This is a genomic window from Dyadobacter sp. 32 (genome assembly GCF_902506755.1).
In the GTDB taxonomy this organism is placed as follows: domain Bacteria; phylum Bacteroidota; class Bacteroidia; order Cytophagales; family Spirosomataceae; genus Dyadobacter.
This window is the reverse complement of the sequence record NZ_LR735258.1, coordinates 1,456,526-1,479,402: the sequence shown is the minus strand read 5'-3', so window position 1 is coordinate 1,479,402 and position 22,877 is coordinate 1,456,526. Positions and strand designations below refer to the sequence as shown.

Genomic DNA, 22,877 nt, shown 5'->3' with positions numbered 1-22,877 from the left:
CGAAATTAGTACTTGTCCCGGGGCTGCATCTGCCAAAACTGAATGAAAAGGACATATTGCTGATTGAACGGGACGGAATGGGTCGTGGGTTGGTGTTGCCTTTCGTCGAAAAGCATTCCAGCTACTGACGTAAGGAAACCCTGTGTTTTACATAATAACAAAGCATTTGTCAGGGTACCGTTATTTCACGTGTCTCACTAGTGTGTGCGCTGAAATACCCCAAAGCGCCACCCGACATATTGCTGACCGGATTGGCCGGTGATGCCGCGCTTCCATCGCCCAGGGCACTGCGGTCAAGACTGTACCAGTACTGGTACGCCGCCTGATCAATGCACTGCATTTCCACGCGGATTTTATCACCGGTCAGAATGTCATTGTCATCATCTGCCGGGTAACGGAGCGGGGCGGTGACCTGGTTGCCATTTGTCCGTTCGTCATTACGGATAAAAATGGTTTTTTCTTTAACCCCGTTTTTGAATTGAACAAACCGGTAAAAGTTGATCTCGCTTCCGGGATCTGTATAGCTGACATGAGCAAGGTACCGCTCCCTGTTTGAAATATTGGAACCGTCCTTTGCGACGAATAATGAATCCATTTTTACCCGATCAGGCATGATGGAGGATGCCGTATACTCATTTCCGTCCAGTTTTACGTGAAGGTGATAAGTCATTCCTGGCTTTCCCAGCAAAAGGGTATCCTGATAAAAACCCCGCTGCGCTTCTGTCAAAGGAAATACATTTCCATCCGCGTCGGAAATGGTGACGATGGCTCCGGAAATACCCGGATAGGTACCTGCATTTTCAAAATCGGTCGTTTGGGAGATCACCACCAGGGCACCCTTTTCCTGATTGGTGATCTGCCCTTCAATTACATATTGCTGATCGGACGGATCCAGTTCAACATCGATCACCTTTTCACAGGAATATAGAAAAGATGTGAACAGCAGCAATGTGGCCGTATATTTTAAGGTTGACATATCTTCGGTTAAAATTTAAAATTGTAGCTGATCGACGGAATAAATTTGAATAGTGCCGTTTGGACGGCCTCCGTTCTGCCGGGGACCGACTCGCTGTCCCTGAATTCGATCGTATAGGTATTCTCCCGACCATAAGCATTGTACAGGCTGAATGCCAGCTCCTGTTTCAGGTGTTTGCGTTCGCGCAACTTCATGGTAGCACCCAGGTCAAGGCGGTGATAGTCAGGCATCCGGTAGCCGTTTCGTTCGGTATAGTAGTAGGCAGTCTGCCCATCCACCTGATATTTGCCGGCCGGAAAAGTGATCGCGTTCCCAGTGTAGTAAACCCAGTTCGCAGACAACGTCCATTTTTTGTTCAGCTCGTAAATACCCACCAGAGCAACATCGTGCGTACGGTCCTGGCGGGCGTTGTACCAAAGGTTGTCATTGATACCCTCAATTTTTCGCTCAGTTTTGGACAACGTGTAGCTGATCCAACCGGTCAGTTTGCCCGACTTCTTTTTGAGCTGCCATTCGGATCCGTAGGCACGCCCCTTGCCAAACAGCAGCTGTGTTTCAATGGCATCGAAATTGCTGAATATGTTGGCCCCATTGCGGTAGTCGATCTGATTTTGCATGGTTTTGTAATAAACCTCCGCACTGAGTTCGTAGCGATTTTCGGCTAGGTTTCGATAATATCCCAGCGAAACCTGATCGGATATTTCGGGCCTGATATTGTTGTTACTCGCGATCCACTTGTCTGTCGGGTTGGAGGCAGTGGAATTGGATATTAAATGCAGATTCTGCACGTTCCGGACATAAGACGCCTTCACGGAAGCACGCTCGCCCAGCTGATAACTGGCAGACAACCTCGGTTCGAGGTTCAGGTAGGTTTTGGCGATCTGGCCTTTGTCGTAATGCAGCGTATCGGTTATCATTCCTGCCGGGGTCACGGTATAAAAATCACCTTCTCCGATGGCACTGAACGCATTGAGCCTCAGACCATAGGTCAGGTTCAGTTTGGGCGATAGCTGCCAGCTGTTCGAGGCAAACAAGGCATTTTCCCAGGAAAATCTTTTTTGTAATTCCGAAGCATTGATACTCGATGTACCGGTGGGCGTCACCTCACCCGGTGTGATTGTATGATGGATTGCATTCACGCCGAACCGCACCGTGTTTTTGTTGTTGGGAAACCACTGAAACTCCTGTTTGAGGTTGTAATCTCGGATCTGGGAGAAGATATCAAACTGGTTTCCGCCGTTCTGAATGGCTACATTGTAGTCGTAATTACTGAAAATCAGTGAAGTATTGGAAAAAAGCTTGCTGTTGAAGATGTGGTTCCAGCGCACGGTGGCCGTCGCATTTCCCCATTGCAGGCCGAAGGTTTCCCCCATACCCATATCATCTTTTCCAAAGTAGCCCGAGACGTACAAGCGGTCCTTTTCGCCAAGACTGAAATTTAGTTTGGCATTCAAATCATAGAAATAAAGACGATAATCCCTGTATTCACTGGAAGCCTTCAAAAACACATCGGCGTAGGTTCGCCGGGCGGAAAGCAGAAATGAGGATTTGTCTTTCTGGATCGGCCCTTCCACATTCAGCTTGGCCGAAATAAGCCCGATCCCACCACTCACCTCATAATCCTGGTTGTTACCCTCATTCATTTTGATGTCCAGCACCGACGAAAGCCTCCCGCCATACTGAGCGGGCATTCCCCCTTTGTAAACAGTCATATCCTTAATGGCATCAGCGTTGAACGTGGAGAAAAACCCGAGCAGGTGAGACGCATTGTAAACCGGTGCTTCGTCGAGCAGGATCAGGTTTTGATCGGTAGCTCCGCCCCGTACGTAAAAGCCGCTGCCGCCGTCCCCCGCCGACTTAATCCCCGGCAACAATTGCAGGACTTTGAGCGGGTCCCGCTCTCCGAACAAGACAGGAACAGCACTTACTTCCTTGATATTCAGCTTTTCTGCACCCATTTGCGTGCTGGAAACCTTGTCATTTTTGTCGGCAATGATTACCACCTCGTTCAGCGTGGTAGCCTGGTCAGATAGAATAACGTCCAGTTTCTGATCGGAAACCAGTGATATTTCAAATGCCTTTTCGCTGAAACCAACCAGAGAGTACATCAGAGTGTATGTTCCTGGTGGCAGGCTCAGCGAGTAAAAGCCATATTCGTTGGTTACCGTACCGGTGGCAGGCAGCTGATTTACCCTTACCGTGGCACCGATGAGCGTTTCGCCGGTTGCTGCATCTTTCACAGTGCCGGCAATGGTAGCTTGTTTTTGTTGTGCAAAAGAACTCCCTGCCGCCAGCAGGAGCAGGCAGATCGTCAGCTTGATGAATGGGGTCATAAATGAAATAGTATGCAGTGTAAAAAACGCCGGATCAGGGCTGATAATTAATGTTTACTCAACCTTGCCGACAACCACATAACTTTCATTCCCATTTTCGGAAACCGACTTTTCATAGTAGGTATCGTTGATTTTGTAATATTTCTTACCAGCGATGTAAACGCTTTGTGTGCCTTCGGGCAGGGCGGATAATTGGGAAGGGTTGTTATTTATGCTCAGTTCTTTTGGCGGCTCCACCACCTCATACGAGCGAGGCGCACGCTGAACATAATATACGCCACCGACATAAAAATAGGGAACCCTGCCTAGTGTAATGCTGGTATAGCCAACAGGCAGGACGTTCACGCGGAGGCCGACAGGTGGCCGCACCACAACGTATTGGCGGCCATACGGTTTGTAATATACGCCGCCATGATAGTGATACCGAACACCGGAGTGTACAACGATTTTCGATTCGCGCGGAGGCCTCCGGATTACCGTCACCGAAGACTGGGCATTTGTATACATTGAGAAGGCGATCAGGGTCATGACCAGCAACACTTGTAACGTTTTCATGGAATGTTGTTTTAAAATTTGAAATAACTAAAACCAATGGGCTGATGAAGCTTTGACTTCTTCTCAAAATTAAAACAGGACATGACGGCACTTTGGACTAATCGAAATGAAAGGGACAAAAAAGCAGCTGAACGGACCAGTATCAATGACCTTCCATCCACCGCAATAGTTCGGACGACTTTACTTTGGATACGATCACCGGCTCGGGGGTGATAATAGACAGTTTTAGAACCAGGCGTCTCGTAAAATAGTGTTCCGCATTGACAATGCTGTTGCGGTTAATGATAAACTGCCGGTTGGCGCGGAAAAACCGGGAAGGATCTATAAGGGTTTCGAGCTCGTCCAGAGTTTGGGTTAGTACATATTTCTGCCCTGAAAATGAATAGGCGCTCACCAGGCTGTTTTCGTAGTGGATGTAGGCAATATCCGTTATTTTCAGTGGGATGATCTTGTCCTGATGGTGTATCAATAATGTCGATTTGTGCGAAGCTGAACCTAACTTTTGCAGCATCTGCTCCATTTTTTTTGTCAGTGTCTGCTCATATCCGCCGCCGTCGGCCTGGCCGAATGCAGCCTTCATGCGCTCATATTTTTGAAGACTGGCTTCCATTTTTTTTTCATCAATGGGTTTTAGTAAATAATCAATGCTGTTGGTTTCAAAGGCGCGGATCGCATACGCATCGTAAGCCGTACAAAAGATGACGGGTGCGCTGGGTTTTATTTGTTTAAAAATCTCGAAACTGAGGCCATCCGCCAACTGGATGTCGGAAAATATGAGGTCCGGGGCGTCGTTTTCTGAAAACCATTTCACGGCACTTTTTATGGATGGCAGTATAGCCAATATTTCAACGCCGTCGTCAAGCACTTCCAGCTGGGCTTTAAGCTCCCTTCCGGTTTTTATTTCATCTTCTATGATCAGCACTCTCATTTCAATAGGGGTAGTTTGACGATAAAACGGGTATTGTTGTCTATGATTTCAATCTCCCGGCTCGAGAGCAGCCGGTAACGTTCCTTAATATTGTTCAACCCCTTTCCCGTACTTTCTTCCACAGACATTCTTGGGAGTACGTTGTTTTCCACGCAAAGCATTTCCGATTCCAAATAGATACGGATCATAAGCGGTGCATCCTCAGAAACGATATTGTGCTTCACTGCATTTTCGACCAGAATCTGTAACGAATACGGAGGAATGCTCAGGCCTAGGATGGTCTCTGGAATTTCAATCTTCACACGCAGCCCGTGTTCAAAGCGCTCTTGCAAAATGTAGAGATATGACCGTGTAAATTCCAGTTCCTTTTCAAGTGCAGTCAGATGTTCCTGCTCGCTGCCAAGCAGATAGCGGTAAACACTGGCGAGTTGCATGACGTATTTTTTTGTAGGCGCATCAGGGGCAATCGTCCGGAGCGTGCTCAACGAGTTAAACAGAAAATGGGGATTTACCTGTTGTTTCAGCAGGTTGAGCCGCGCTTCCAGATTTTCCTGTTTGAGAAGCTGATTCTCGATCCTGGAATTCTGGTTGTCTGTGACCAGTTTAAGATAGAACGAAATGAAATATTCCAGTCCGCCTACCAACAATCCCCGGAACGCCATGATCATCAGGCGGCGCTCATCGGAAAGACCATTTAAATTCATCCATGGTAGACTGGCACTACGGATATCCCGCAGCGGGTAAAGAATTACAATGGAAACAGCTGAGCAGGCCGCCAACGCAAGCACCGTTTTCAGCGTCGTACCACGGATACGGTCTGACTGCAGTATTACCTGATTCGCGATCCAGCAGATGAAGGCTATCAAAAACGTCAGCATGGCATTCCTGACCATGAGCCGGCTGTTTTCGTCGGTGTCAAAACGGATCACGCTCGGGATGAAAGCGATCAGGGCAATGAAGATTGAAATCACCAGTCCCGGTAATAAGTTGTATTTTTTCATGCTCTAAAATAAATTAAAGAAATTGAATATTATGCATGCAATCGGTAGCCATTAAAACGAAAGAGACAAAACTGAACATCAAACGGCCACTATAGTCGATAAACGGCTGACTGATCTCAGGAGGCTAGTGAAGGCAAAGCTGTCGGATCACCACTCTATACAACAGCGTGCGTCGTTATCCGGCGTGTTACCTACGCACATCACGACCGGGTCGCCGGTGCGATATCAGCTATGTTTGACAATAGAGGAAAGGTTTATGGAAGTGTATGCCGCCTACCTGACGTACACAGACCATGAAATAAAAAGATTGGTGGATGCTCTAACCAATCTGGGGCAACTGGAAAACACGGTGATTTTTGTAATGATAGGCGATAATGGCGCCAGTAAAGAGGGTAATTTGTTCGGAAATATAGATCGGACGGCATTTAATGCCGTAAAATCTGAACAGGAGGAGATTGACTTTGGTATCCGGAACATGGACAAAATTGGCAGAGCAGAAGGTATTTCTGTCAATTATCCCATCGGTTGGGCACAGACCTGCAATACCCCTTTCATGTATTGGAAATCGGACGCTCACAGTGAGGGCGGCACACGAAATCCTATGATCCTGTTCAACCCGAGAAATGTAACCGACAAGGGCGGAATCAGAAGACCGTTTGGATATTCTCCCAACTACATTGGATAGGATCAATATAAAAGCCCCCTCAAAAATAAAGGGAAATCTAACAAGATACCATAGAGGGGATTTCGCTATTCCATTCGATTAAAATGAGAATGCTCCTACGCTGCACAGCAAACAACAATACTATATATTTGGATCAAGGAGTATCTATAAAGACGGCTGGAAAGGATCACTTGCGCATCAATCCAAAACCGTCGTTCCCTGGGCAATGCTGAAAAATTTGAGCACAAACTACAGCGTACCCGATACGCTTGCTAACACCTGGCAACTGTTTAATTTGAACGAGGGCTTTAACGAACAGAAAGACCTTGCCAAAAAATATCCGGGTAAGCTAAAAGAATTGCAGGTGTTGTTCGATCAGGAAGCAAGAAAGAACAGATTATACCCTTTGATAACCTGGGATGATGTGTTGGAGAAAACTGCCAAAGAAATGCAAAGGCTCTTGAACGAGACAAAATAACCGCCAAGGGGAGTGTAATTTAAACTCTGTCTGGCCATCTAAGTTGATTCAAATTTAATTTTTCTTTTCGATTTCAAATGCTTTTTTGCTTGTTATTGGATTTGTCAAGGGCGGCTGAGGCACGAGGCCGTTTATATACCCTTGATAAATTCAATAACGGGCTATTTTTGCGTTTTATATTGGGAAGCAAAATTAAAGGTCCATTCGCATTCTGTCGCCAAATTTGATATGCAGTTGTTGAGCTGTCAGTGCCCAATTTTGCAAAGGCGACGTCCATTTTCGGCTAATATTCTCGACCGCCAGGTAGATCAATTTGAGTAATGCCATATCATTAGGAAAAGCTCCTTTTGTTTTGGTGATTTTTCTGACTTGCCGATGAAAACCCTCGACGGCATTTGTCGTGTAAATAAGCCTCCTAATCTGCTCATCATAAGCAAAATAAGTTGACAGTTTGTGCCAATTATTCTGCCAGGATTTGATTACGACAGGGTACTTGGAGCCCCACTTATCGTTAAGTTTATCAAGCTCCAATTCCGCTTTATCTTTTGTAGGAGCTTGATAAACCGTTTTTAAGTCCTGCATGAAAACTTTTTGATCCTTGGAAGCTACATATTTCAACGAATTTCTGATCTGATGAATGATGCAACTCTGTATCTCTGATTCCGGAAAAGACGCTAATATTGCCTCAGAAAAGCCGGTCAGATTGTCCGTACAAGCTATCAAAATATCTTTTACGCCCCTGGATTTCAAATCAGTAAGAACCGAAAGCCAAAAATTAGCTCCCTCACTTTCAGACACATACATGCCAATCAGATCTTTATAGCCATCTCGATTTACTCCTAGAACATTATATACAGCTCGTGTTACCACCCGCCCCCCGTCTCGAACCTTATAATGCATAGCATCGAGCCATACAATGGTATAAAGGCTTTCCAAAGGCCTACTCTGCCATTCTTTGACCTGAGGAATCACGCGTTCAGTGATCTCTGATAGCGTGGCATGAGATATCTCAACATCATACATCTGCTGGATGTGGTCGGATATATCCCGAAAACTCATTCCCTTACTATATAATCCAATAATTTGAGGAGCCAGATTGTCAGCCAGGACCGTTTCGCGTTTCTTGACGATTTGCGGCGAAAAGCTGCTTTTTCGATCCTCTGGCGTAGTCAGAATGATTTCGCCAGACATGGTTTTTAAGCGTTTGCTACCTTTACCATTGCGTTTGTTACCTGATTCGCGTTCTTGCTCACTGAGGTGAGTGTTCATCTCTGATTCAAGAGCACTTTCCAAAAATTGTTGAAGTAAGGGCGCGAAAACGCCATCTTTACCAGTTAACGATTGTCCTTTCATTAACTGTTCGAGCGCCTTGTCGCGCATCTGTTCGAATTCTGTCTTTTCCATGTTCTGTCTTAAAGTTAAAACTTTTAGACAGAGTTCATTTTACAGTCTCCGGCCAAGAAATAAAAACAACTCAGAACATATCGTAATTGCCGCGGTCCGGCACTTTTCCTCGGTCTTTTAACAAAGTTTGAAACTCAATAGATAAGTATCTGCGTTACACGTCAATTTTTCATCTATGCAAATGGTCCTGCGAATCACTCGCATTATACTGGCGTTCATTTTTTCATTTCCTGCCATTGCACAGAATAGTGATAGCATTAGTCAGTCAGTTAGGCGAGCAATCCTTCGAAATTACCCTACCACGCGCCCCATCAACATCGAGTATGACTGGCATGGTGCCGGCAGCTACAACACCACTCAGGAGAAAAGAAGCGTTGAGCAAGGACGGGTTAGGAAATTAAAAATCTTCGCATGTCAGCAAACGTTCCATTATTAATGCGTAAGCGATACTATCTCTTTTAAAACCTATCCTATAACGGGTCCTGTGTAGCGGTAAATGTAGAAAACAATGTTAACCTCAAGAAGCGGGAGCTGGAATCCCATATTTTTGGATTCTCCGCACAACTTATATGGCTCGATTCATTATTCAATAAACCGTACGTAACAGGATTGATTTGGTAATCATGTGTGTGCATTGTCGGGTATGGTTATGGTGACCAACATGATAAAAGTCGGGCTGGACGAGCGACTCGGGATCGGGCTAATTGCTTTCATTGACCCAAGCAGCCCGACGCCGGTACTCCCATTGGTTACGTATTATCGAAGAATAAAACCGCGTTTGGAATTAGACCTGATTTTTCCAAGCAAAATAGCGCTGCGCAAGCAGTTTGAAAATGAATCCTGGTTGTCATTGCTGACTGAATTCAATGCAAATGTTTTATTCTCATCGAATGCCTCCCCATATATTGGAAACTTCCAAACCAACATAGTGAATCTTCGTTCGGGATTTGGCTATGAACGTCAAGTCCATCGTATGCTTTTTGTTGGTGTGAAAGGAGGTATACAAGCAGATATAAATACGCGCCAGCAAAAGATTTATGCTTCGCGCAATGATCTTGTAGCTAAGATTCAAAGAAAATTATCCCCTTTTCTAAGCATAAACGTGGCGTTAGTGCCGACGAAATTTAAGAGATAACCTATGCGAAGGCAAGCGCTTTGCCGGTACGCCAGCAAGTCGAGCAGTTAATCTTTGCATCTTTCCTGGACGAAACAACAAAACAAGATTACCTGCAGGCTTATCAGGGTCGGCTCACTCAGCTTCTGAAAACCTAGCCATTTCTCTGGCGGAGCTCGATTAAGATGCATCGGTATGTCTTACGACCAGGGTAACTTGCCAAAGCAGACTGGGCAGCTGTTACAGAAACAGAGCTGCAAGCAACAGATCCTATTTTTAGGTATCGCTAACACGATGGATCCACCAATTCTTCTGCGGAATCTTCAAACGCCAATATGAAAGCGTTTAGAAGTCAGTTTTGGGGCGTCAGAGATGTTGAATTCTTCCAGTATCGTCTAACTCAGTTGTATGGTTAATCCAAATCGCTCCACAACAATTGGTCTTGATCCTGAATTTATCCTCTAAATCTACAATATCTTGCGTTACCGGATTTAGGCTATTCGAAATACTTCTAGCAGTTCCCTGCGGTAGGTGTTCCCTATCGGCAAACTGACGCCCTTACCTAGTTGCGCCTCTGCGCCTGAAATCTTCTGTATTTTTGTTAAAGCGACGATATAGGATTTATGAATGCGCATGAACCTGGCCTTATCCAGCTTGTTCTCAATTTCCGTTGTAGTCATAGGACTTAAGTAAGTTGCTTCGGTTGTATGGATCCGAACGTAATTGCCCCAGCTTTGGACATAGAGTATTTGCTCCAGCTCTATCCTGACGATATTCCCGTCCACCTTCAACATTAAAAATTCCGATGCGATCGTCCGTCCGCCGGCTCCAGGACCCGCCGGACTGACAGGCCTGTACCGAGTGAGTACCTTATCAACAGCCGCCATAAACCTAGGCAGCTCTATTGGTTTCACAAGGTAATCCACTACCTGGTACTTGTAGCTATCAAGAGCATATTGACTGTGTGCGGTGGTCAATACAACCAAAGGCGGATTAGACATTGCAGCCAACATTTCCATCCCGGAAAGCCCTGGCATGTTGATATCCAAAAAAATAACATCTACGGGATTATTGTAACAGTGATCCATTGCCTGAAGCGCGTTATAGAATGAACCGCAGAGGGTCAGGAATGAAATGTCATGAAGGTAGTGCGCAATTACCCGATGTGCACCCTCCTCATCGTCAACGATGATACAACGTAATGGCTCCATAGTTCAAAAATTCTTTAACTGCAATATCAAGGTTGTCCGATAGCTGTCTTCGCTAGCCGCGGTACGAAAACTATACTGCCCGTTGTACAAGAGCTCCAGGCGCTGCTTAATGTTTTTCAGGCCAATTCCTGTGGAATCCCGTTTAAAAGATAAGTCTGGTAGCGAATTCTGTATATCGAGTATCAGCCTGTGATCTTTCACCTCAATAGTAATATTTATAAACCAAGTTGTCGTAACGGTCAGGCTATGCTTGAATGCATTTTCTACCAGTGTAATCAGAATCAACGGCGCGATTTGATAACTACTTAATAATGAACTTTCGGTGGGACAGTTAAAGGATATGGCACACCTATTGCCAACCCGCTCCTTTTCCATAACAATGTAATTGTGGACGAATTCGATTTCCTGCTGGATACTTACTGTTGGTTTTGTACCATTTTCTAATTGATACCTCATTAGCCCGGACAGTTGTAGGATAAGCGCAGGGACCCTGGCCGGTTCGGTCAGGCTAACCCCGTAGAGGTTATTGAACATATTGAAAAAGAAATGCGGATTCAACTGAGCATGCAGGAACTTGATATTCATTTCACTAAGCAGTAGCTGGTCATGGTACCGGTTCTGCACAGCTATGGAATATTGCCGGGCCAATGAAAATGACATAATGGTAATGGTACTAATCGTACAAATAACAAAATGGTAAGTAAACGAAATAACAAAACCGTCCTCGAAATAATAAGCAGGAGCAAGCCAAAAGTAGTTGGCAGCATAAAGCAGTAAGGCCCCAGCCGATGTTGTAAGGATGCTAACGACCGTGTATATGTCATACTGCTTTTTAAGCATCAGAGGAAGTATAAAGAACCGATGCAATTGAGCCTGAAGATAAAGGATGAGAAAAAAAGCCAACCCTTTTAAAAATCCAATTACAGTATCTACTTCTATCCATTCGTGCAGCATTGTCAGAATGAACATGGCAACGAAGAATCCGGCTTCCTGCACATACACGCTTAAATACCATTTCCTTCTCTCTGACATATAACTGGCTTTTGCATCGAACGCTCAAAATTCTGCTTTTTTCCCCGATCTGGCAACAATAGATGACAAACGCTGTTAGTCACCAAATTTTGCGGGTTGCTCATTTCATTTCCACCCGCAGCCAAAAATACCGTTCATGACCAATTCTGTTAGTCATTTGCATGCAAATGTGTCGCGGCCAAAATTGATTTCCCTGTCTCCTTATTTTTATAGTGCTCATCCTACGAGGGTACCATTAAAAATCGTCACATCGCGCCCGTGGTTTTGATGACTAACAAAGTTTGTCATCAAAACCACGGCGTTGCTCATTTATATTTTAGGCCCTGTTATGAAACAGTTTTCTTTGAGAATTATAGAATAAATCCTGAGAAATGTTTAACAACAGAAGATACCTATGGTATGTATCCTTCATATGGCTTTTAACCGCTGCGACTGGCTGTTTTGGCCAGAATACTGCGATAGATAATGGCTTTATAATTAAGGGAAGCGTGGCGGATTCTTCCTCTAACAATCCAATGGATTTGGTGACCGTTATCTTACAGTCAGAGAATGGTTCGATTATAGGCACTTCACTGACTTCCGAAAAAGGGGCATTTGAATTATTTACCGAGGGCAGGGGCAACTATGCACTTGTCCTGTCCTATTTAGGCTACAAATCCTACCAGTCGCCCACCTTCGCTGTCGGGGCAAGCAGGGTAATTGACCTGGGAACTATTCACTTAAAGGCTGAGGTCAGCACGTTAGGCGAAATCACGATCACCGGTCAAAAGGCACTTATAGTAAATAAGGGGGACAAACTGGTGTATAATGCCTCCTCGGACAATGGCAATAAAGGCGGATCTGCTACCGATGTGCTCCGGAAAGCACCCATGGTCACCGTGGGTGCTGACGGAGAAGTAAAAATGAGGGGAAATTCCAACATCAAGGTTTTGCTGAATGGTATGCCATCGGGGATTTTGGCAAAAAACCTCAAGGAAGCGCTTAAGATGATTCCTGCCAGTACGATCGAATCGGTCGAAGTGATCACTTCGCCTTCCGCAAAATATGAGGCAGAAGGGGCTGCAGGGGTCATCAATATTGTTACCGAAAAGAAAATCAAAGGGACCAATGGCAGTATTGACCTGAGTGGCGGCAACCTGGAGCAATCCGTGAACAGCGCCGTAAACCTATCCCGTGGTAAATTTGCTTTCGGACTTACCTTAAATGGCAGCCAGGAACGTCAGCGTAACGTCTCTAAGCTGGAACGGTCATCATTAGTCAACGGTGTCAAAATGGGTGAGCTGATCCAGCGCTCAGATGCTATTCAAAAGGATAAGGGTATATATGGCGATTTAGATGTTGAATTCACGCCGGATTCCTCGCAAAAGGTGGGACTCGGGATCTCCTATTGGAAAGGGCAGTGGCCACAACGGGCCAGCCTGTACAACTTGTATACCAGTGGGGTTGAAAGAACGGAGTATAACCAGAAAAGTTACCAGGATGGAAATTTCGGATGGGCAGATTTTTCGCTCAACTATGAGAAAAAATTCAAACAGTCAGGACAGAATCTACAGCTGGTCGGCAATTACAGCCGCTCCGATGACAAATCCGGTTATGTGACCGAACAGTTCCGCCTTGACGGGGCACCCTATTTCAGAGAGCAAAGTCCCAACAAAGGCTCGGGTCATGACCTGAGCTTACAGGTTGATTACGGGCACCCCCTCAGTGAATCAGGCAAGCAAATGATAGAAACCGGCTTGCGTTTCGCAAGGAATGAATCAAACAGCGCTTTCACTGTACTGAATAACCAAAATAATCCGGGCGGCCCGCTGCAGGAGGTGCCATTCCGCTCTGACCGCATGGACTACTTTCAAAATACCCTGGCAGCCTACCTTAGCATCAAACTGGAAACGCCGGGCGGCTGGGGATTCCGACCCGGACTCCGTTACGAGAGCACGTACCTTGGCGGCAGTTTCGCAGGGCCCTCCCCTTCCTTTGAGGCGACATTCGGCAACTTTGTCCCCAACATGCTTATTACCAGAAAACTTAATGATCAACACGATTTTAAGCTAAACTATATCGAGCGAATCCGGCGCCCCTGGATATGGGACTTAAACCCTTATGTTAATGCCAGCGATCCCCGCAACATTTCGGCCGGAAATCCCCGGTTAAGGCCGGAAATCACCCGGATGCTGGAACTAGGACACTCCTACAACGCTCCGTCCGGTCTGGCGCTGAACAGCAGCATTTATGGCAACGCCAACAGTAATGCGATTGAACAACTGAGCCGGGTAGATAGTCTTGGCGTCTCCTACACGACCTCGCAAAATATCGCGTCGAATAAGCGCCTGGGCGCCAATATAAATTTGTATGTGCAGATCAATAACAGCTGGACAATGAGGACGGGCGTTGAATTTTATCACGTATGGTTTTCCAGCAGGGCGCTCAACGTTAAAAATGATGCTACCTTTTATGCGTATACACTAAATAGTTCGCACATATTCCCCCGGGGATACGCCATCCAGTTGTCCGGAGGCTACAGTAATGGCTATGTAACCCTGCAGGGAAGAAATTCGGCAGACTATTCTTATAGCTTCTCTGTCCAAAAAGAGCTCCTGGATAAAAAAGCAAGCCTTACACTGGGGGTTAATAATTTTCTGCGCAGCAACTTTCTGCAAAAAAGCCTTGCCACTGCCCCGAGCTTTCAAAGTAACAGCGCCAACCGGTATTACAACCGCTCATTGACGTTGACATTCAGCTGGCGGTTCGGCAGCTTCCGCACCACAGGCAGGCATGAAGATCAACCAGCCATCAAGCAAGAACGGCCAGATCACAAAGGAACTATGCCCGGAAGGAAATTTTAGTTTTTGAATTATCTGTAAATCCATGTTGACCAGAAAAGTTTCCGATTCCCTATCGCGTCCAAAAATAATTTTGGGTATATACCTACTTTTGAGCGTGATTATTGCTATCCAGCATTATGCAGGAGGGCCATCGAAGTACAATAATTTCCAGATTTTCAGAGCGGCGCTGGGGCACCTTGCCACGCACCAGAACCTTTATCTGGAATACCCAAGCGAGTACTTCGACCTGTTCCTCTACAACCCATCTTTTTGTATTTTTTTCGCATCTTTTTCTTTGCTCCCTTTGCCAGTCAGCCTGGTGCTCTGGCTGATCTTTTGCGCCCTGGCGCTCTTCTATGCGATCCACAGTCTGCCGCTCCGTTACTCCGACAAGGTGTTCTTCTGGTGGTTTATTCTTTTCGAACTAGTGACTTCACTCCATGGCCAGCAAACGAACCCGCTGATCGTCGCGGCGGGCCTTTTCACGTTTTCCCTGCTGGAAAATGGAAAGACACGCTGGGCAGCGCTATTCCCGCTGCTGGCATTCTGCATCAAAGGTTATGGTCTGATTTACGCGGGAATGTTCCTGTTTTACCCGCGAAAAGAACAATATATCACCTACTCGGTGCTGTGGGCGTTGGTACTGGCACTTTTGCCGTTGCCAGTCACGGGCGTAGATCATTTCGTGGAGGTTTACAAAGCCTGGTATGGTATTCTGGTTGCCGACCATGCAGTGAACTACGGATTTTCCATCATGGGTCTGCTAAAAGTATGGTGGCCGTCTTTCTCACAGAGCGGCGTCACCAAAGTTCAGTTGGCGGGAGTAGTACTGTTTGGCATTACCTGGCTACTGTGTCTGTTTCGTAATCAATACCGTACGCTTCGGCAGAGAATACTTCTACTGGCCTATGCTTCGCTTTGGGTGATTTTGTTCAACCATGCAGCCGAGTCGCCCACCTATGTGATCGCCATTCCCGGGGTAGTGTTATTTCATATCGTCAACCGCAAGCAACTTGCGCCCTGGTCGAAAATATTGATCGTGCTGGTATTTGTGTTCTGCATTCTCGCGCCAACAGACATTTATCCGCCTGCGCTGCGCCAAAACTTTTTCGAACCTTATCTGATCAAAGTCATCCCATGCATGCTGGTATGGATGGTTTTACAACTACAATTACTGCTTCATCAACATGAAAACTGAAACTAGGCAGGGCATCAGCATTGTGCTGCCGTGCTACAACCCGCTTCCAGGCTGGTGGCAGACACTTCAAGAAGCTATTTGTGAACTCGAAAGAAAACTACCCGGTACTCCGATTGAATATATCGTCTCCAACGACGGCTCCGCTAATCTGAGCCTAATGAATATCCCTTCCCTGAACGGCATCCCGAACCTTATGCTGCTGGACAGTGTGATTAACGAAGGCAAGGGGTCTGCCATTCGGAAAGGGGCTGCCATGGCCAGGGGCGAAATAATCGTGTATACGGACATCGATTTTCCCTTCGGAACCGATCCCATTGTCGAAATGGTTAGAATTTTTCACGACAATCCCCATTGCGCCTTTGTATACGGTAACCGTGGGAAGGACTATTTCGAAATGCTTCCGCTGAAAAGAAGGCTTGTCTCCAAAGTTCTGCAGGTGCTGAACAGATTTTTCCTGGGCAAAAACATAACCGACTCGCAAGCTGGTATTAAAGGCTTTCGCAGAGAGATATTGCCACAACTGCTTGCCACCCGGACCAACACATTTATTTTTGAAATAGAACTGATCCTGAGTCTGCTGCAAAAGGGAGTCAAAATACATGGGCTGGATGTGTCAGTCAAGCCTTCGGTGATCTTTACTGATTTCAGCCTCAAAGTCCTGCTGCGGGAAGCGGCAAGTTTTATGAAAATAATCATCCCCATTAGACTATGCAAGCCGCATTCGTAATGCTTACCTTCGATCTCGAGGAGTTCGATATTCCGGAAGAATTCAACCAGAACATACCTGAGGCGGATCAAATGCAGGTCACCCTGCTAGGTTTGGAAGGCGTACTCCAGGTACTAAACCAGCACAACATTCCGGCGACCTTCTTTGTGACTGGCAATTTTGCCGACAAGCACCCCGCCTTGATCCGTCACCTCTCCCAAAAGCACGAAATTGCCTCACATGCACTCTTTCATTCACACGCCCGGACATTCCGTGAGAGCGACATCATTCACTCGCGTAGAATTCTTGAGGCAGTTACCGGACAAGTCGTCCATGGATTCCGTATGCCCCGTCTAAAACCAGTAGACAAATCCCTGCTACAAAAGTGGGGGTTTCGTTACGATTCGTCTATCAATCCGACTTGGTTGCCCGGCCGCTATAACATGCTCGGCCAGTCTGCCGATCCGCATGTGATGGAGGGACTCATAGAGTTGCCATGCTCCACTACCCCCTGGTTGCGCCTCCCATTGTTTTGGCTGTCTTTTAAAAACCTGCCGCTAAGCATCTATCTATGGCTAAGCTGGGTCACGTTAAAAAAGCGAGGCAATTTGACGCTATATTTCCATCCATGGGAGTTTGCAGATCTGAGCAGTTACAAACTACCCCCTTATGTAAAATGCCCCGACTCTCAAAAGCTGACAACAAAATTTGAAAATTTCATCTTAAAACTGAAAGGGCAGAATGTGGATTTTGTAACCTGTAATTCTTTCTGCGACGAATGGGAAGCCAGCAACCGTGCAGTACATTAAAGTGCAGATCGACCACAATGAAAGCTCATCAACTCAACAGGAGCCTGTTGAAAATGCACGTTTGAATCATTAGGGAGCAGTCAATCCGAATGGGTTCCGGGCTTGTAAATTTCTACGTTATGATCAAAAGTCCTAATAAAATGAAAAGCCGGCTTTTACAGAAATGATGGCAGCAACTGGTCTGGATCTTTGAATTCCGTAATTTCGTTTGGATGACTGAATATAACCAAAGACGTGATCGGGTTACAAATGGTAGTGATATTAAAATCTTACACAACACAAATAATCGTCACTTCGATGTCATTCTTTAAACTGCTTGCCGATCGGGGTCTTTTATTCCTGTTTGTTTGACAGTCGTTTCCTTTAAAATGAAAGAATTCAATCCGCTCTGCTACCTCTGAAATTCCGTCTGGCAAATCGTTTTAGTTTAACATTTGGAATAAAATCCGAATCTACGCTTAGCTGCGCCCTGCCCTTGCTATTTCTTACCAATTCACTGATAAAGTTCCCGTTAGGACATTGACGGGTGTGTCCGTAGAAGTGGTCACAACCAAGATGCTCGGCTTGCCACTGAATGCCCACTTGATCCGCGGAGTAAGATTGTGTCCATCACAAGTGAAGGTATCTTTTCGGTCAATGCCGTATCAGAATCTCTATCTGTTTGACGATTCGGTTTTCTACTGCTACGGTTGGGAGTCTGATTACTCCGTTTAGGTCAAAAAGCCGAAAGCCTGTCCATTGAATGTCTTATTTTTGGTCCTGATAACTCAAATAGAGGACATTTAACCTTTAAAATTTGATACAATTTTTGATTTATGAACACAAATAAAATTACAAATATTTCCTCACCTCTGTCTTATAATGTGGCAGCACTATTGCTCAGAATAGGATTTGGAATCTTGATGATACCCAACCATGGCTATGCAAAGCTGATGCACTTTCAAGAGTTCAAAACTGACTTTGTCGATTTTATGGGGCTAGGCATGGAAGTATCATTAGGCCTTGCGATTTTTGCCGAATTCTTCTGCTCTATTTTAATCATCATCGGACTGGGTACCCGTTTGGCAGTCATCCCTTTAATTTTCACGGTGCTGGTCATTCTTTCGGTGCACAACTGGGAGCTGATCGGAGAACATGAACTTGCCACCGCATTCCTGATAGGTTATGTAGCCATTCTGATTCTGGGACCTGGTGAATATAGTTTAGACGGATTAATCCAAAAGAAATCAACTACGGTTTCCAATCTATAAGTTCCGATTTTAGTGTGTACAGATCCGGAGCTTAATGCCTGTAATACGATGCCCGATCCAATATTATTTAGCCGGCTTTTAAAGAAACAAATACAACATTATGAACTTGATTAATAATCTGCTCTACTGTGCAGTTCTTCTTGCAACGCTTTGGAGCTGTGGTACGAAAGGAGAAACAAAAGAACAAACACAGCCGCTGAAAAAATTACCGGTAATTACTTTAAGGGATAGCAATGTGACTGTAACGTCTGATTTTCCTGCACGTATAGAGGGCAGGGTTAATGTGGATATCCGTTCGCAGGCCGACGGGTATATTGAGAAGATATTTGTCGAAGAAGGTGCGCAGGTTAGAGCCGGGCAGTCATTATTTAAGATCGTGGATGCGCCCTATTTACAGCAGCTGAACCTGGCAAAAGCGAATCTGGGTGCAGCCAACGCGGCTTTGAAAAGCGCAGCACTGGAGGTGGAAAAGTTCTCAGAGCTCAGCAGGAGCGGTGTTACTTCTGATTTTCAGTTAAAAACAGCCAATGCGGCCTATGAAGCGGCCCAGGCCAATGTAGCTTTGCATGACGCGTCGGTTCAGTCGGCAAAAATAAATCTGGACTTTACACTCATTAAAGCACCTGTGAGTGGTTTTATAGGCAGAATTCCAAAGCGGGTGGGAAATCTGGTATCCAAGACGGATGTCTCGCCTATGACAACATTGACCGATATCGGCGAAGTATATGCCTATTTTTCGATGACTGAAAAAGACTTTCTGACTTTTAATCAGCGATATCCAAACAAAACGCTGCCACAAATCCTGGCCGTTCTACCGCCTGTTTCCCTGCAGCTGGCTGACGGTAAGGCTTACGGCCTGACCGGGGAAATACAGATGGTCGATGGTCAGTTTGACAGTAGTACAGGCGCGATCAGTCTAAGAGCGATGTTTAAAAACCCAAGATATATACTTCGCTCCGGAAACACAGGACGTGTTATACTTGGGCAGGTTCAGGAACATGTATTGCTGGTTCCTGCACGTGCAACTGTGGACATGCAGGACAAAATATTCGCATACCGGCTCACTGACAAAAACTACACAGAACGCGTAGCATTTACCGTTTCCGGAAAAAGCGGAGATTATTACCTGGTTAAAAAAGTCGAAGGATCTGAAGGCCTATGTGCAGCAGACCGCATCGTAGCCAGGGAAGCAGCCATGATCATCGAAGGCGAACAGATCGAGCCTGAAAAGTAAATCAAGAATACCATGCTTAAAAATATCATTAACCGGCCCGTACTGGCGACGGTGATTTCAATTGTTCTCGTTCTTTTAGGTATTGTTAGTATTAGCAGGCTCCCTATCACGCAGTTTCCGGATATTGCACCGCCCACGGTTTTTGTTTCGGGTTCTTATCCTGGCGGGAATAGTGAAAGTGTGACCCGGTCGGTGATTACGCCTTTGGAGGAGGCCATCAACGGGGTGGAAAACATGCAGTACATGAGTTCAACAGCAGGTAGTGACGGATCTTTTTCGATTCAGATCGTATTTCGTCTGGGCATCAATCCGGACCAGGCAGCTGTAAATGTACAGAACCGCGTCGCTCAGGTCAACAGCCAGATTCCGGCAGAGGTAGTCCGGGCCGGGATCACTACCAGTAAGCAGCAGAATAGCAACATCATGTTTTTCAATTTGATGAGCCGCGATTCATCCAGATACGATGAAATTTTTCTGCAAAACTATGCAAAGATTAATCTGCTACCCGGTCTGAAACGCATTCCGGGTATTGGGAACGTGCAGATTTTTGGATCCAAAGATTATGCCATGCGTATCTGGCTGGATCCACAGAAATTAACCGTCAATAATCTGGTACCTGGCGATGTACAACAGGCTATTGACAACAGCAGCCTGGAAGCTTCGCCTGGCAAACTCGGCGAAGAATCCGATGCGCCGATGCAGTATGTCATCAAGTATAAGGGAAAATTAAGTGAACCGCAGGAATTTGAACGGATTGTCATCAAAGCAAAAGCGGACGGAGCCATGCTCAGGCTACGCGATGTGGCCAAAATAGAATTTGGTGCCGCTTTTTACGACAGCGATAACAAGCAGGACGGTTTTCCGGCTGTGACACTGGCGATTCAGCAAACCAGCGGATCGAATGCGAACGAGATCGAAATTCAGGTCCGTAACAGTCTGGCTGAACTAAGCAAATCGTTTCCGAAAGGCGTGGAATATCATATCATCCAGAGCGTTAAGGAGCGGCTCGATCAATCAATTGACCAGGTAAAGAAAACACTCCTTGAAGCGTTCATCCTGGTATTTATCGTCGTGTTTATATTCTTACAGAATTTTCGCTCAACGCTTATTCCTGCCATTGCCGTTCCGGTAGCCATTCTGGGTACATTTTTCTTTTTGCAGATCATCGGCTTTACTATCAATGTGCTGACGCTTTTTGCGCTGGTACTTGCCATAGGCATTGTGGTCGATGATGCCATTGTGGTGGTCGAAGCGGTTCATGCCAAAATGAAGGGAACTAAACTTACCGCTAAACAGGCGACGATTTCTGCCATGCAGGAAATCACGGGTGCAGTGGTTTCGATTACTTTGGTCATGTCGGCTGTGTTTCTGCCCATCGGGTTCATGGATGGTCCTGCGGGGATATTTTATAAACAATTTGCCTTTACCCTGGCGATAGCGATTTTGATTTCTGCCTTAAATGCGCTGACGCTGAGCCCGGCGCTGTGCGCGCTATTTCTGAAAAACGGGCACGAAGACGCAGATGCGGATAAAGGATTTAAACAGCGTTTTTTCACCTCTTTCAATGCAGGTTTCGGCAGTCTGACCGGTAAGTACATTCACAGCGTCCGGTTTTTAATTTCAAAATGGCCGCTCAGTTTGATCGGACTGGCTTTGGTCAGTGGCCTTGCATTCTGGATGATGGCCAGCGCGCCAAAAGAATTTGTTCCAAACGAGGACGACCGCTTTATCACCTATGCTCTCGCACTTCCGGCAGGAAACAACCTGAAATTTACCACAGCGGTCATCTCTAAAATTGACAAGGCTTTGGGTAAAATGCCCGAAGTAGAGATGGTTTCGAGTATTTCAGGATTTAATCTGCTCAGCAACAGTTCAGGTCCATCGTATGCACTTGGATTTATCCGTTTGAAACCCAGTGAAGAAAGAGGCGAAATTCAGGATATGGACCAGGTGATCGAAGCGATGAACGAGCGGTTGACAAATGTAAAGGAAGGAGAGCTTAGTCTTTTCCGTTCACCACCCGTGGAAGGATTTGGTAGCGTGAGCGGCGCGGAGCTGGTTTTGCAGGACCGGGCTGGCGGGAAGCTGGACAAATTCAGCCAGACAGCCAATGCACTGATTGAAGCGCTGAATAAGCAACCTGCTGTCTCCTCTGCGTTCACTACATTCAGAAGTGATTTTCCACAGTATGAAGTACTGGTCGATGAAGATAAAACCTATCAGCTTGGCACTACGCCAAAAGATGTAATGAATACTTTACAACTTTTTTACGGTGGCGCACAAGCCAGTGACTTTGTCAGGTTCGGTAAGTTTTACAGGGTGAATATCAAAGCAGAAGGGCAGTACCGCATGGATGAACAGTCACTCGATCAGGTGTTTGTAAAAAGTAATTCGGGTGCTATGATTCCGGTGGGCACTCTGGTGAAATTAAAGAAGGTATATGGCCCCGAGGTTGTTAACCGCTATAATCTTTTCAATAGTATAACCATCAATATACTTCCTGCCGCAGGTTTCAGTACGAGCCAGGCCATGGAGGCAGCCGAAAAGCTGATCCGTGAAAAACTGCCGGCAGGATACGGATATGAATGGAGCGGACTGAGCCGTGAGGAGAAAAAATCGGGCAGTCAGATGATTTTCATTTTCGGGCTTTGCATACTCTTCACTTACTTTCTTCTGGCTGCCCAGTATGAAAGCTACATTTTGCCGCTCGCCGTTATTTTCTCGATTCCGACCGGAATTCTGGGGGTTTATCTGGCAATCGGTACCGCGGGGATAACCAACAATATTTATGTGCAGGTTGGGCTGATCATGCTCGTTGGGCTACTTGCAAAAAATGCAATCCTGATCGTTGAGTTTGCCCTAAAAGCAAGACATGCCGGTGTGGAACTGCACACAGCAGCTTTGCAGGGAGCCAGACAAAGGTTGAGGCCGATTCTTATGACTTCCATGGCTTTTGTAGCAGGGCTGATCCCGCTAATGTTTGCCAGTGGTCCGTCGGCAGTAGGGAACCGTTCCATCAGCACGAGTGCAGCTGGTGGTATGCTTTCAGGTGTATTGCTTGGTGTTTTAATTGTACCAGTACTGTTTGTGGTTTTTCAAAAAATGCAGGAAAAAATAAGCGGTAAGACAGATCCACAAACGCAGCCAGATACTTTATAATTT

At 45.9% G+C, this 22,877-nt stretch carries 18 protein-coding genes; 10 read left to right on the top strand and 8 right to left on the bottom strand.

Annotated features, from left to right (window positions below):
• Positions 1-169 precede the first annotated feature (169 nt).
• The 5 genes from DYADSP32_RS05855 to DYADSP32_RS05835 all read right to left on the bottom strand — a co-directional run bounded on the left by DYADSP32_RS05855 (position 170) and on the right by DYADSP32_RS05835 (position 5,793).
• On the bottom strand, positions 170-976 hold the full coding sequence (locus DYADSP32_RS05855) for a DUF4249 domain-containing protein (RefSeq protein WP_149243592.1): 807 nt from the start codon (positions 974-976) through the stop codon (positions 170-172).
• An 8-nt stretch (positions 977-984) separates the two neighbouring features.
• Positions 985-3,309, bottom strand: coding sequence for a TonB-dependent receptor (locus tag DYADSP32_RS05850; protein ID WP_149243593.1), 2,325 nt, complete (start codon positions 3,307-3,309; stop codon positions 985-987).
• 54 nt (positions 3,310-3,363) lie between these two features.
• A complete protein-coding gene (locus tag DYADSP32_RS05845; RefSeq protein ID WP_149243594.1) occupies positions 3,364-3,864 on the bottom strand; it encodes a DUF6515 family protein in 501 nt (166 codons plus the stop codon).
• Positions 3,865-4,006: 142 nt separating this feature from the next.
• Positions 4,007-4,792 carry a LytR/AlgR family response regulator transcription factor gene (locus DYADSP32_RS05840; protein ID WP_149243595.1) on the bottom strand — a complete coding sequence of 262 codons (786 nt, stop codon included), beginning with the start codon at positions 4,790-4,792 and terminating at the stop codon, positions 4,007-4,009.
• On the bottom strand, positions 4,789-5,793 hold the full coding sequence (locus DYADSP32_RS05835; RefSeq protein ID WP_149243596.1) for a histidine kinase: 1,005 nt from the start codon (positions 5,791-5,793) through the stop codon (positions 4,789-4,791). The genes DYADSP32_RS05840 and DYADSP32_RS05835 overlap by 4 nt, the downstream gene beginning before the upstream one ends.
• 127 nt (positions 5,794-5,920) lie before the next feature.
• Between DYADSP32_RS05835 and DYADSP32_RS05830 the strand changes: the two genes are divergently transcribed.
• Together DYADSP32_RS05830 and DYADSP32_RS05825 are read left to right on the top strand one after the other, a co-directional pair.
• Positions 5,921-6,478 (top strand): sulfatase-like hydrolase/transferase, encoded by a 558-nt coding sequence (locus DYADSP32_RS05830; protein ID WP_414617551.1) that lies wholly within the window; start codon positions 5,921-5,923, stop codon positions 6,476-6,478.
• Between the two features lie 217 nt (positions 6,479-6,695).
• Positions 6,696-6,935, top strand: a complete 240-nt coding sequence (locus DYADSP32_RS05825) for a hypothetical protein (RefSeq protein WP_149243598.1) — start codon at positions 6,696-6,698, stop codon at positions 6,933-6,935.
• Positions 6,936-7,127: 192 nt separating this feature from the next.
• On the opposite strand, the gene DYADSP32_RS05820 is transcribed toward DYADSP32_RS05825, so the two are convergent.
• The gene (locus DYADSP32_RS05820) at positions 7,128-8,339 is read right to left on the bottom strand and encodes an IS256 family transposase (RefSeq protein WP_149240312.1); all 1,212 of its coding nucleotides are present in this window, start codon (positions 8,337-8,339) and stop codon (positions 7,128-7,130) included.
• A gap of 661 nt (positions 8,340-9,000) precedes the next feature.
• Between DYADSP32_RS05820 and DYADSP32_RS05815 the strand changes: the two genes are divergently transcribed.
• Positions 9,001-9,474: a hypothetical protein gene (locus DYADSP32_RS05815; protein ID WP_149243599.1), complete on the top strand. Its 474-nt coding sequence runs from the start codon at positions 9,001-9,003 to the stop codon at positions 9,472-9,474.
• Between the two features lie 470 nt (positions 9,475-9,944).
• Here the strand turns inward: DYADSP32_RS05815 and DYADSP32_RS05810 are convergent, their stop codons facing one another.
• Both DYADSP32_RS05810 and DYADSP32_RS05805 read right to left on the bottom strand, forming a co-directional pair.
• The gene (locus DYADSP32_RS05810) at positions 9,945-10,664 is read right to left on the bottom strand and encodes a LytR/AlgR family response regulator transcription factor (RefSeq protein ID WP_149243600.1); all 720 of its coding nucleotides are present in this window, start codon (positions 10,662-10,664) and stop codon (positions 9,945-9,947) included.
• A 3-nt stretch (positions 10,665-10,667) separates the two neighbouring features.
• Positions 10,668-11,696, bottom strand: a complete 1,029-nt coding sequence (locus tag DYADSP32_RS05805; RefSeq protein ID WP_149243601.1) for a histidine kinase — start codon at positions 11,694-11,696, stop codon at positions 10,668-10,670.
• A gap of 371 nt (positions 11,697-12,067) precedes the next feature.
• Here DYADSP32_RS05805 and DYADSP32_RS05800 point away from each other — a divergent pair, with 371 nt between their 5' ends.
• From DYADSP32_RS05800 to DYADSP32_RS05770, 7 genes are all read left to right on the top strand, one after another.
• Positions 12,068-14,539 (top strand): outer membrane beta-barrel family protein, encoded by a 2,472-nt coding sequence (locus DYADSP32_RS05800; protein WP_149243602.1) that lies wholly within the window; start codon positions 12,068-12,070, stop codon positions 14,537-14,539.
• Between the two features lie 22 nt (positions 14,540-14,561).
• A complete protein-coding gene (locus DYADSP32_RS05795; protein ID WP_149243603.1) occupies positions 14,562-15,716 on the top strand; it encodes a glycosyltransferase 87 family protein in 1,155 nt (384 codons plus the stop codon).
• The gene (locus DYADSP32_RS05790; protein WP_149243604.1) at positions 15,706-16,443 is read left to right on the top strand and encodes a glycosyltransferase; all 738 of its coding nucleotides are present in this window, start codon (positions 15,706-15,708) and stop codon (positions 16,441-16,443) included. Before DYADSP32_RS05795 ends, DYADSP32_RS05790 begins: the two co-directional genes overlap by 11 nt.
• Positions 16,425-17,231 carry a polysaccharide deacetylase family protein gene (locus DYADSP32_RS05785; RefSeq protein WP_149243605.1) on the top strand — a complete coding sequence of 269 codons (807 nt, stop codon included), beginning with the start codon at positions 16,425-16,427 and terminating at the stop codon, positions 17,229-17,231. The genes DYADSP32_RS05790 and DYADSP32_RS05785 overlap by 19 nt, the downstream gene beginning before the upstream one ends.
• Before the next feature lie 815 nt (positions 17,232-18,046).
• Positions 18,047-18,481 (top strand): DoxX family protein, encoded by a 435-nt coding sequence (locus tag DYADSP32_RS05780; protein ID WP_149243606.1) that lies wholly within the window; start codon positions 18,047-18,049, stop codon positions 18,479-18,481.
• Between the two features lie 100 nt (positions 18,482-18,581).
• A complete protein-coding gene (locus DYADSP32_RS05775; RefSeq protein ID WP_149243607.1) occupies positions 18,582-19,715 on the top strand; it encodes an efflux RND transporter periplasmic adaptor subunit in 1,134 nt (377 codons plus the stop codon).
• Between the two features lie 12 nt (positions 19,716-19,727).
• Positions 19,728-22,874: an efflux RND transporter permease subunit gene (locus DYADSP32_RS05770; RefSeq protein WP_149243608.1), complete on the top strand. Its 3,147-nt coding sequence runs from the start codon at positions 19,728-19,730 to the stop codon at positions 22,872-22,874.
• Positions 22,875-22,877 lie beyond the last annotated feature (3 nt).

What these genes read in the sequence shown, in the direction of transcription:
- DYADSP32_RS05855 (WP_149243592.1), bottom strand. Translation starts at nt 976, where the DNA reads ATGTCAACCTTAAAATATACGGCCACATTGCTGCTGTTCACATCTTTT.
- DYADSP32_RS05850 (WP_149243593.1), bottom strand. Translation starts at nt 3,309, where the DNA reads ATGACCCCATTCATCAAGCTGACGATCTGCCTGCTCCTGCTGGCGGCA.
- DYADSP32_RS05845 (WP_149243594.1), bottom strand. Translation starts at nt 3,864, where the DNA reads ATGAAAACGTTACAAGTGTTGCTGGTCATGACCCTGATCGCCTTCTCA.
- DYADSP32_RS05840 (WP_149243595.1), bottom strand. Translation starts at nt 4,792, where the DNA reads ATGAGAGTGCTGATCATAGAAGATGAAATAAAAACCGGAAGGGAGCTT.
- DYADSP32_RS05835 (WP_149243596.1), bottom strand. Translation starts at nt 5,793, where the DNA reads ATGAAAAAATACAACTTATTACCGGGACTGGTGATTTCAATCTTCATT.
- DYADSP32_RS05820 (WP_149240312.1), bottom strand. Translation starts at nt 8,339, where the DNA reads ATGGAAAAGACAGAATTCGAACAGATGCGCGACAAGGCGCTCGAACAG.
- DYADSP32_RS05815 (WP_149243599.1), top strand. Translation starts at nt 9,001, where the DNA reads ATGATAAAAGTCGGGCTGGACGAGCGACTCGGGATCGGGCTAATTGCT.
- DYADSP32_RS05810 (WP_149243600.1), bottom strand. Translation starts at nt 10,664, where the DNA reads ATGGAGCCATTACGTTGTATCATCGTTGACGATGAGGAGGGTGCACAT.
- DYADSP32_RS05805 (WP_149243601.1), bottom strand. Translation starts at nt 11,696, where the DNA reads ATGTCAGAGAGAAGGAAATGGTATTTAAGCGTGTATGTGCAGGAAGCC.
- DYADSP32_RS05800 (WP_149243602.1), top strand. Translation starts at nt 12,068, where the DNA reads ATGTTTAACAACAGAAGATACCTATGGTATGTATCCTTCATATGGCTT.
- DYADSP32_RS05795 (WP_149243603.1), top strand. Translation starts at nt 14,562, where the DNA reads ATGTTGACCAGAAAAGTTTCCGATTCCCTATCGCGTCCAAAAATAATT.
- DYADSP32_RS05790 (WP_149243604.1), top strand. Translation starts at nt 15,706, where the DNA reads ATGAAAACTGAAACTAGGCAGGGCATCAGCATTGTGCTGCCGTGCTAC.
- DYADSP32_RS05785 (WP_149243605.1), top strand. Translation starts at nt 16,425, where the DNA reads ATGCAAGCCGCATTCGTAATGCTTACCTTCGATCTCGAGGAGTTCGAT.
- DYADSP32_RS05780 (WP_149243606.1), top strand. Translation starts at nt 18,047, where the DNA reads ATGAACACAAATAAAATTACAAATATTTCCTCACCTCTGTCTTATAAT.
- DYADSP32_RS05775 (WP_149243607.1), top strand. Translation starts at nt 18,582, where the DNA reads ATGAACTTGATTAATAATCTGCTCTACTGTGCAGTTCTTCTTGCAACG.
- DYADSP32_RS05770 (WP_149243608.1), top strand. Translation starts at nt 19,728, where the DNA reads ATGCTTAAAAATATCATTAACCGGCCCGTACTGGCGACGGTGATTTCA.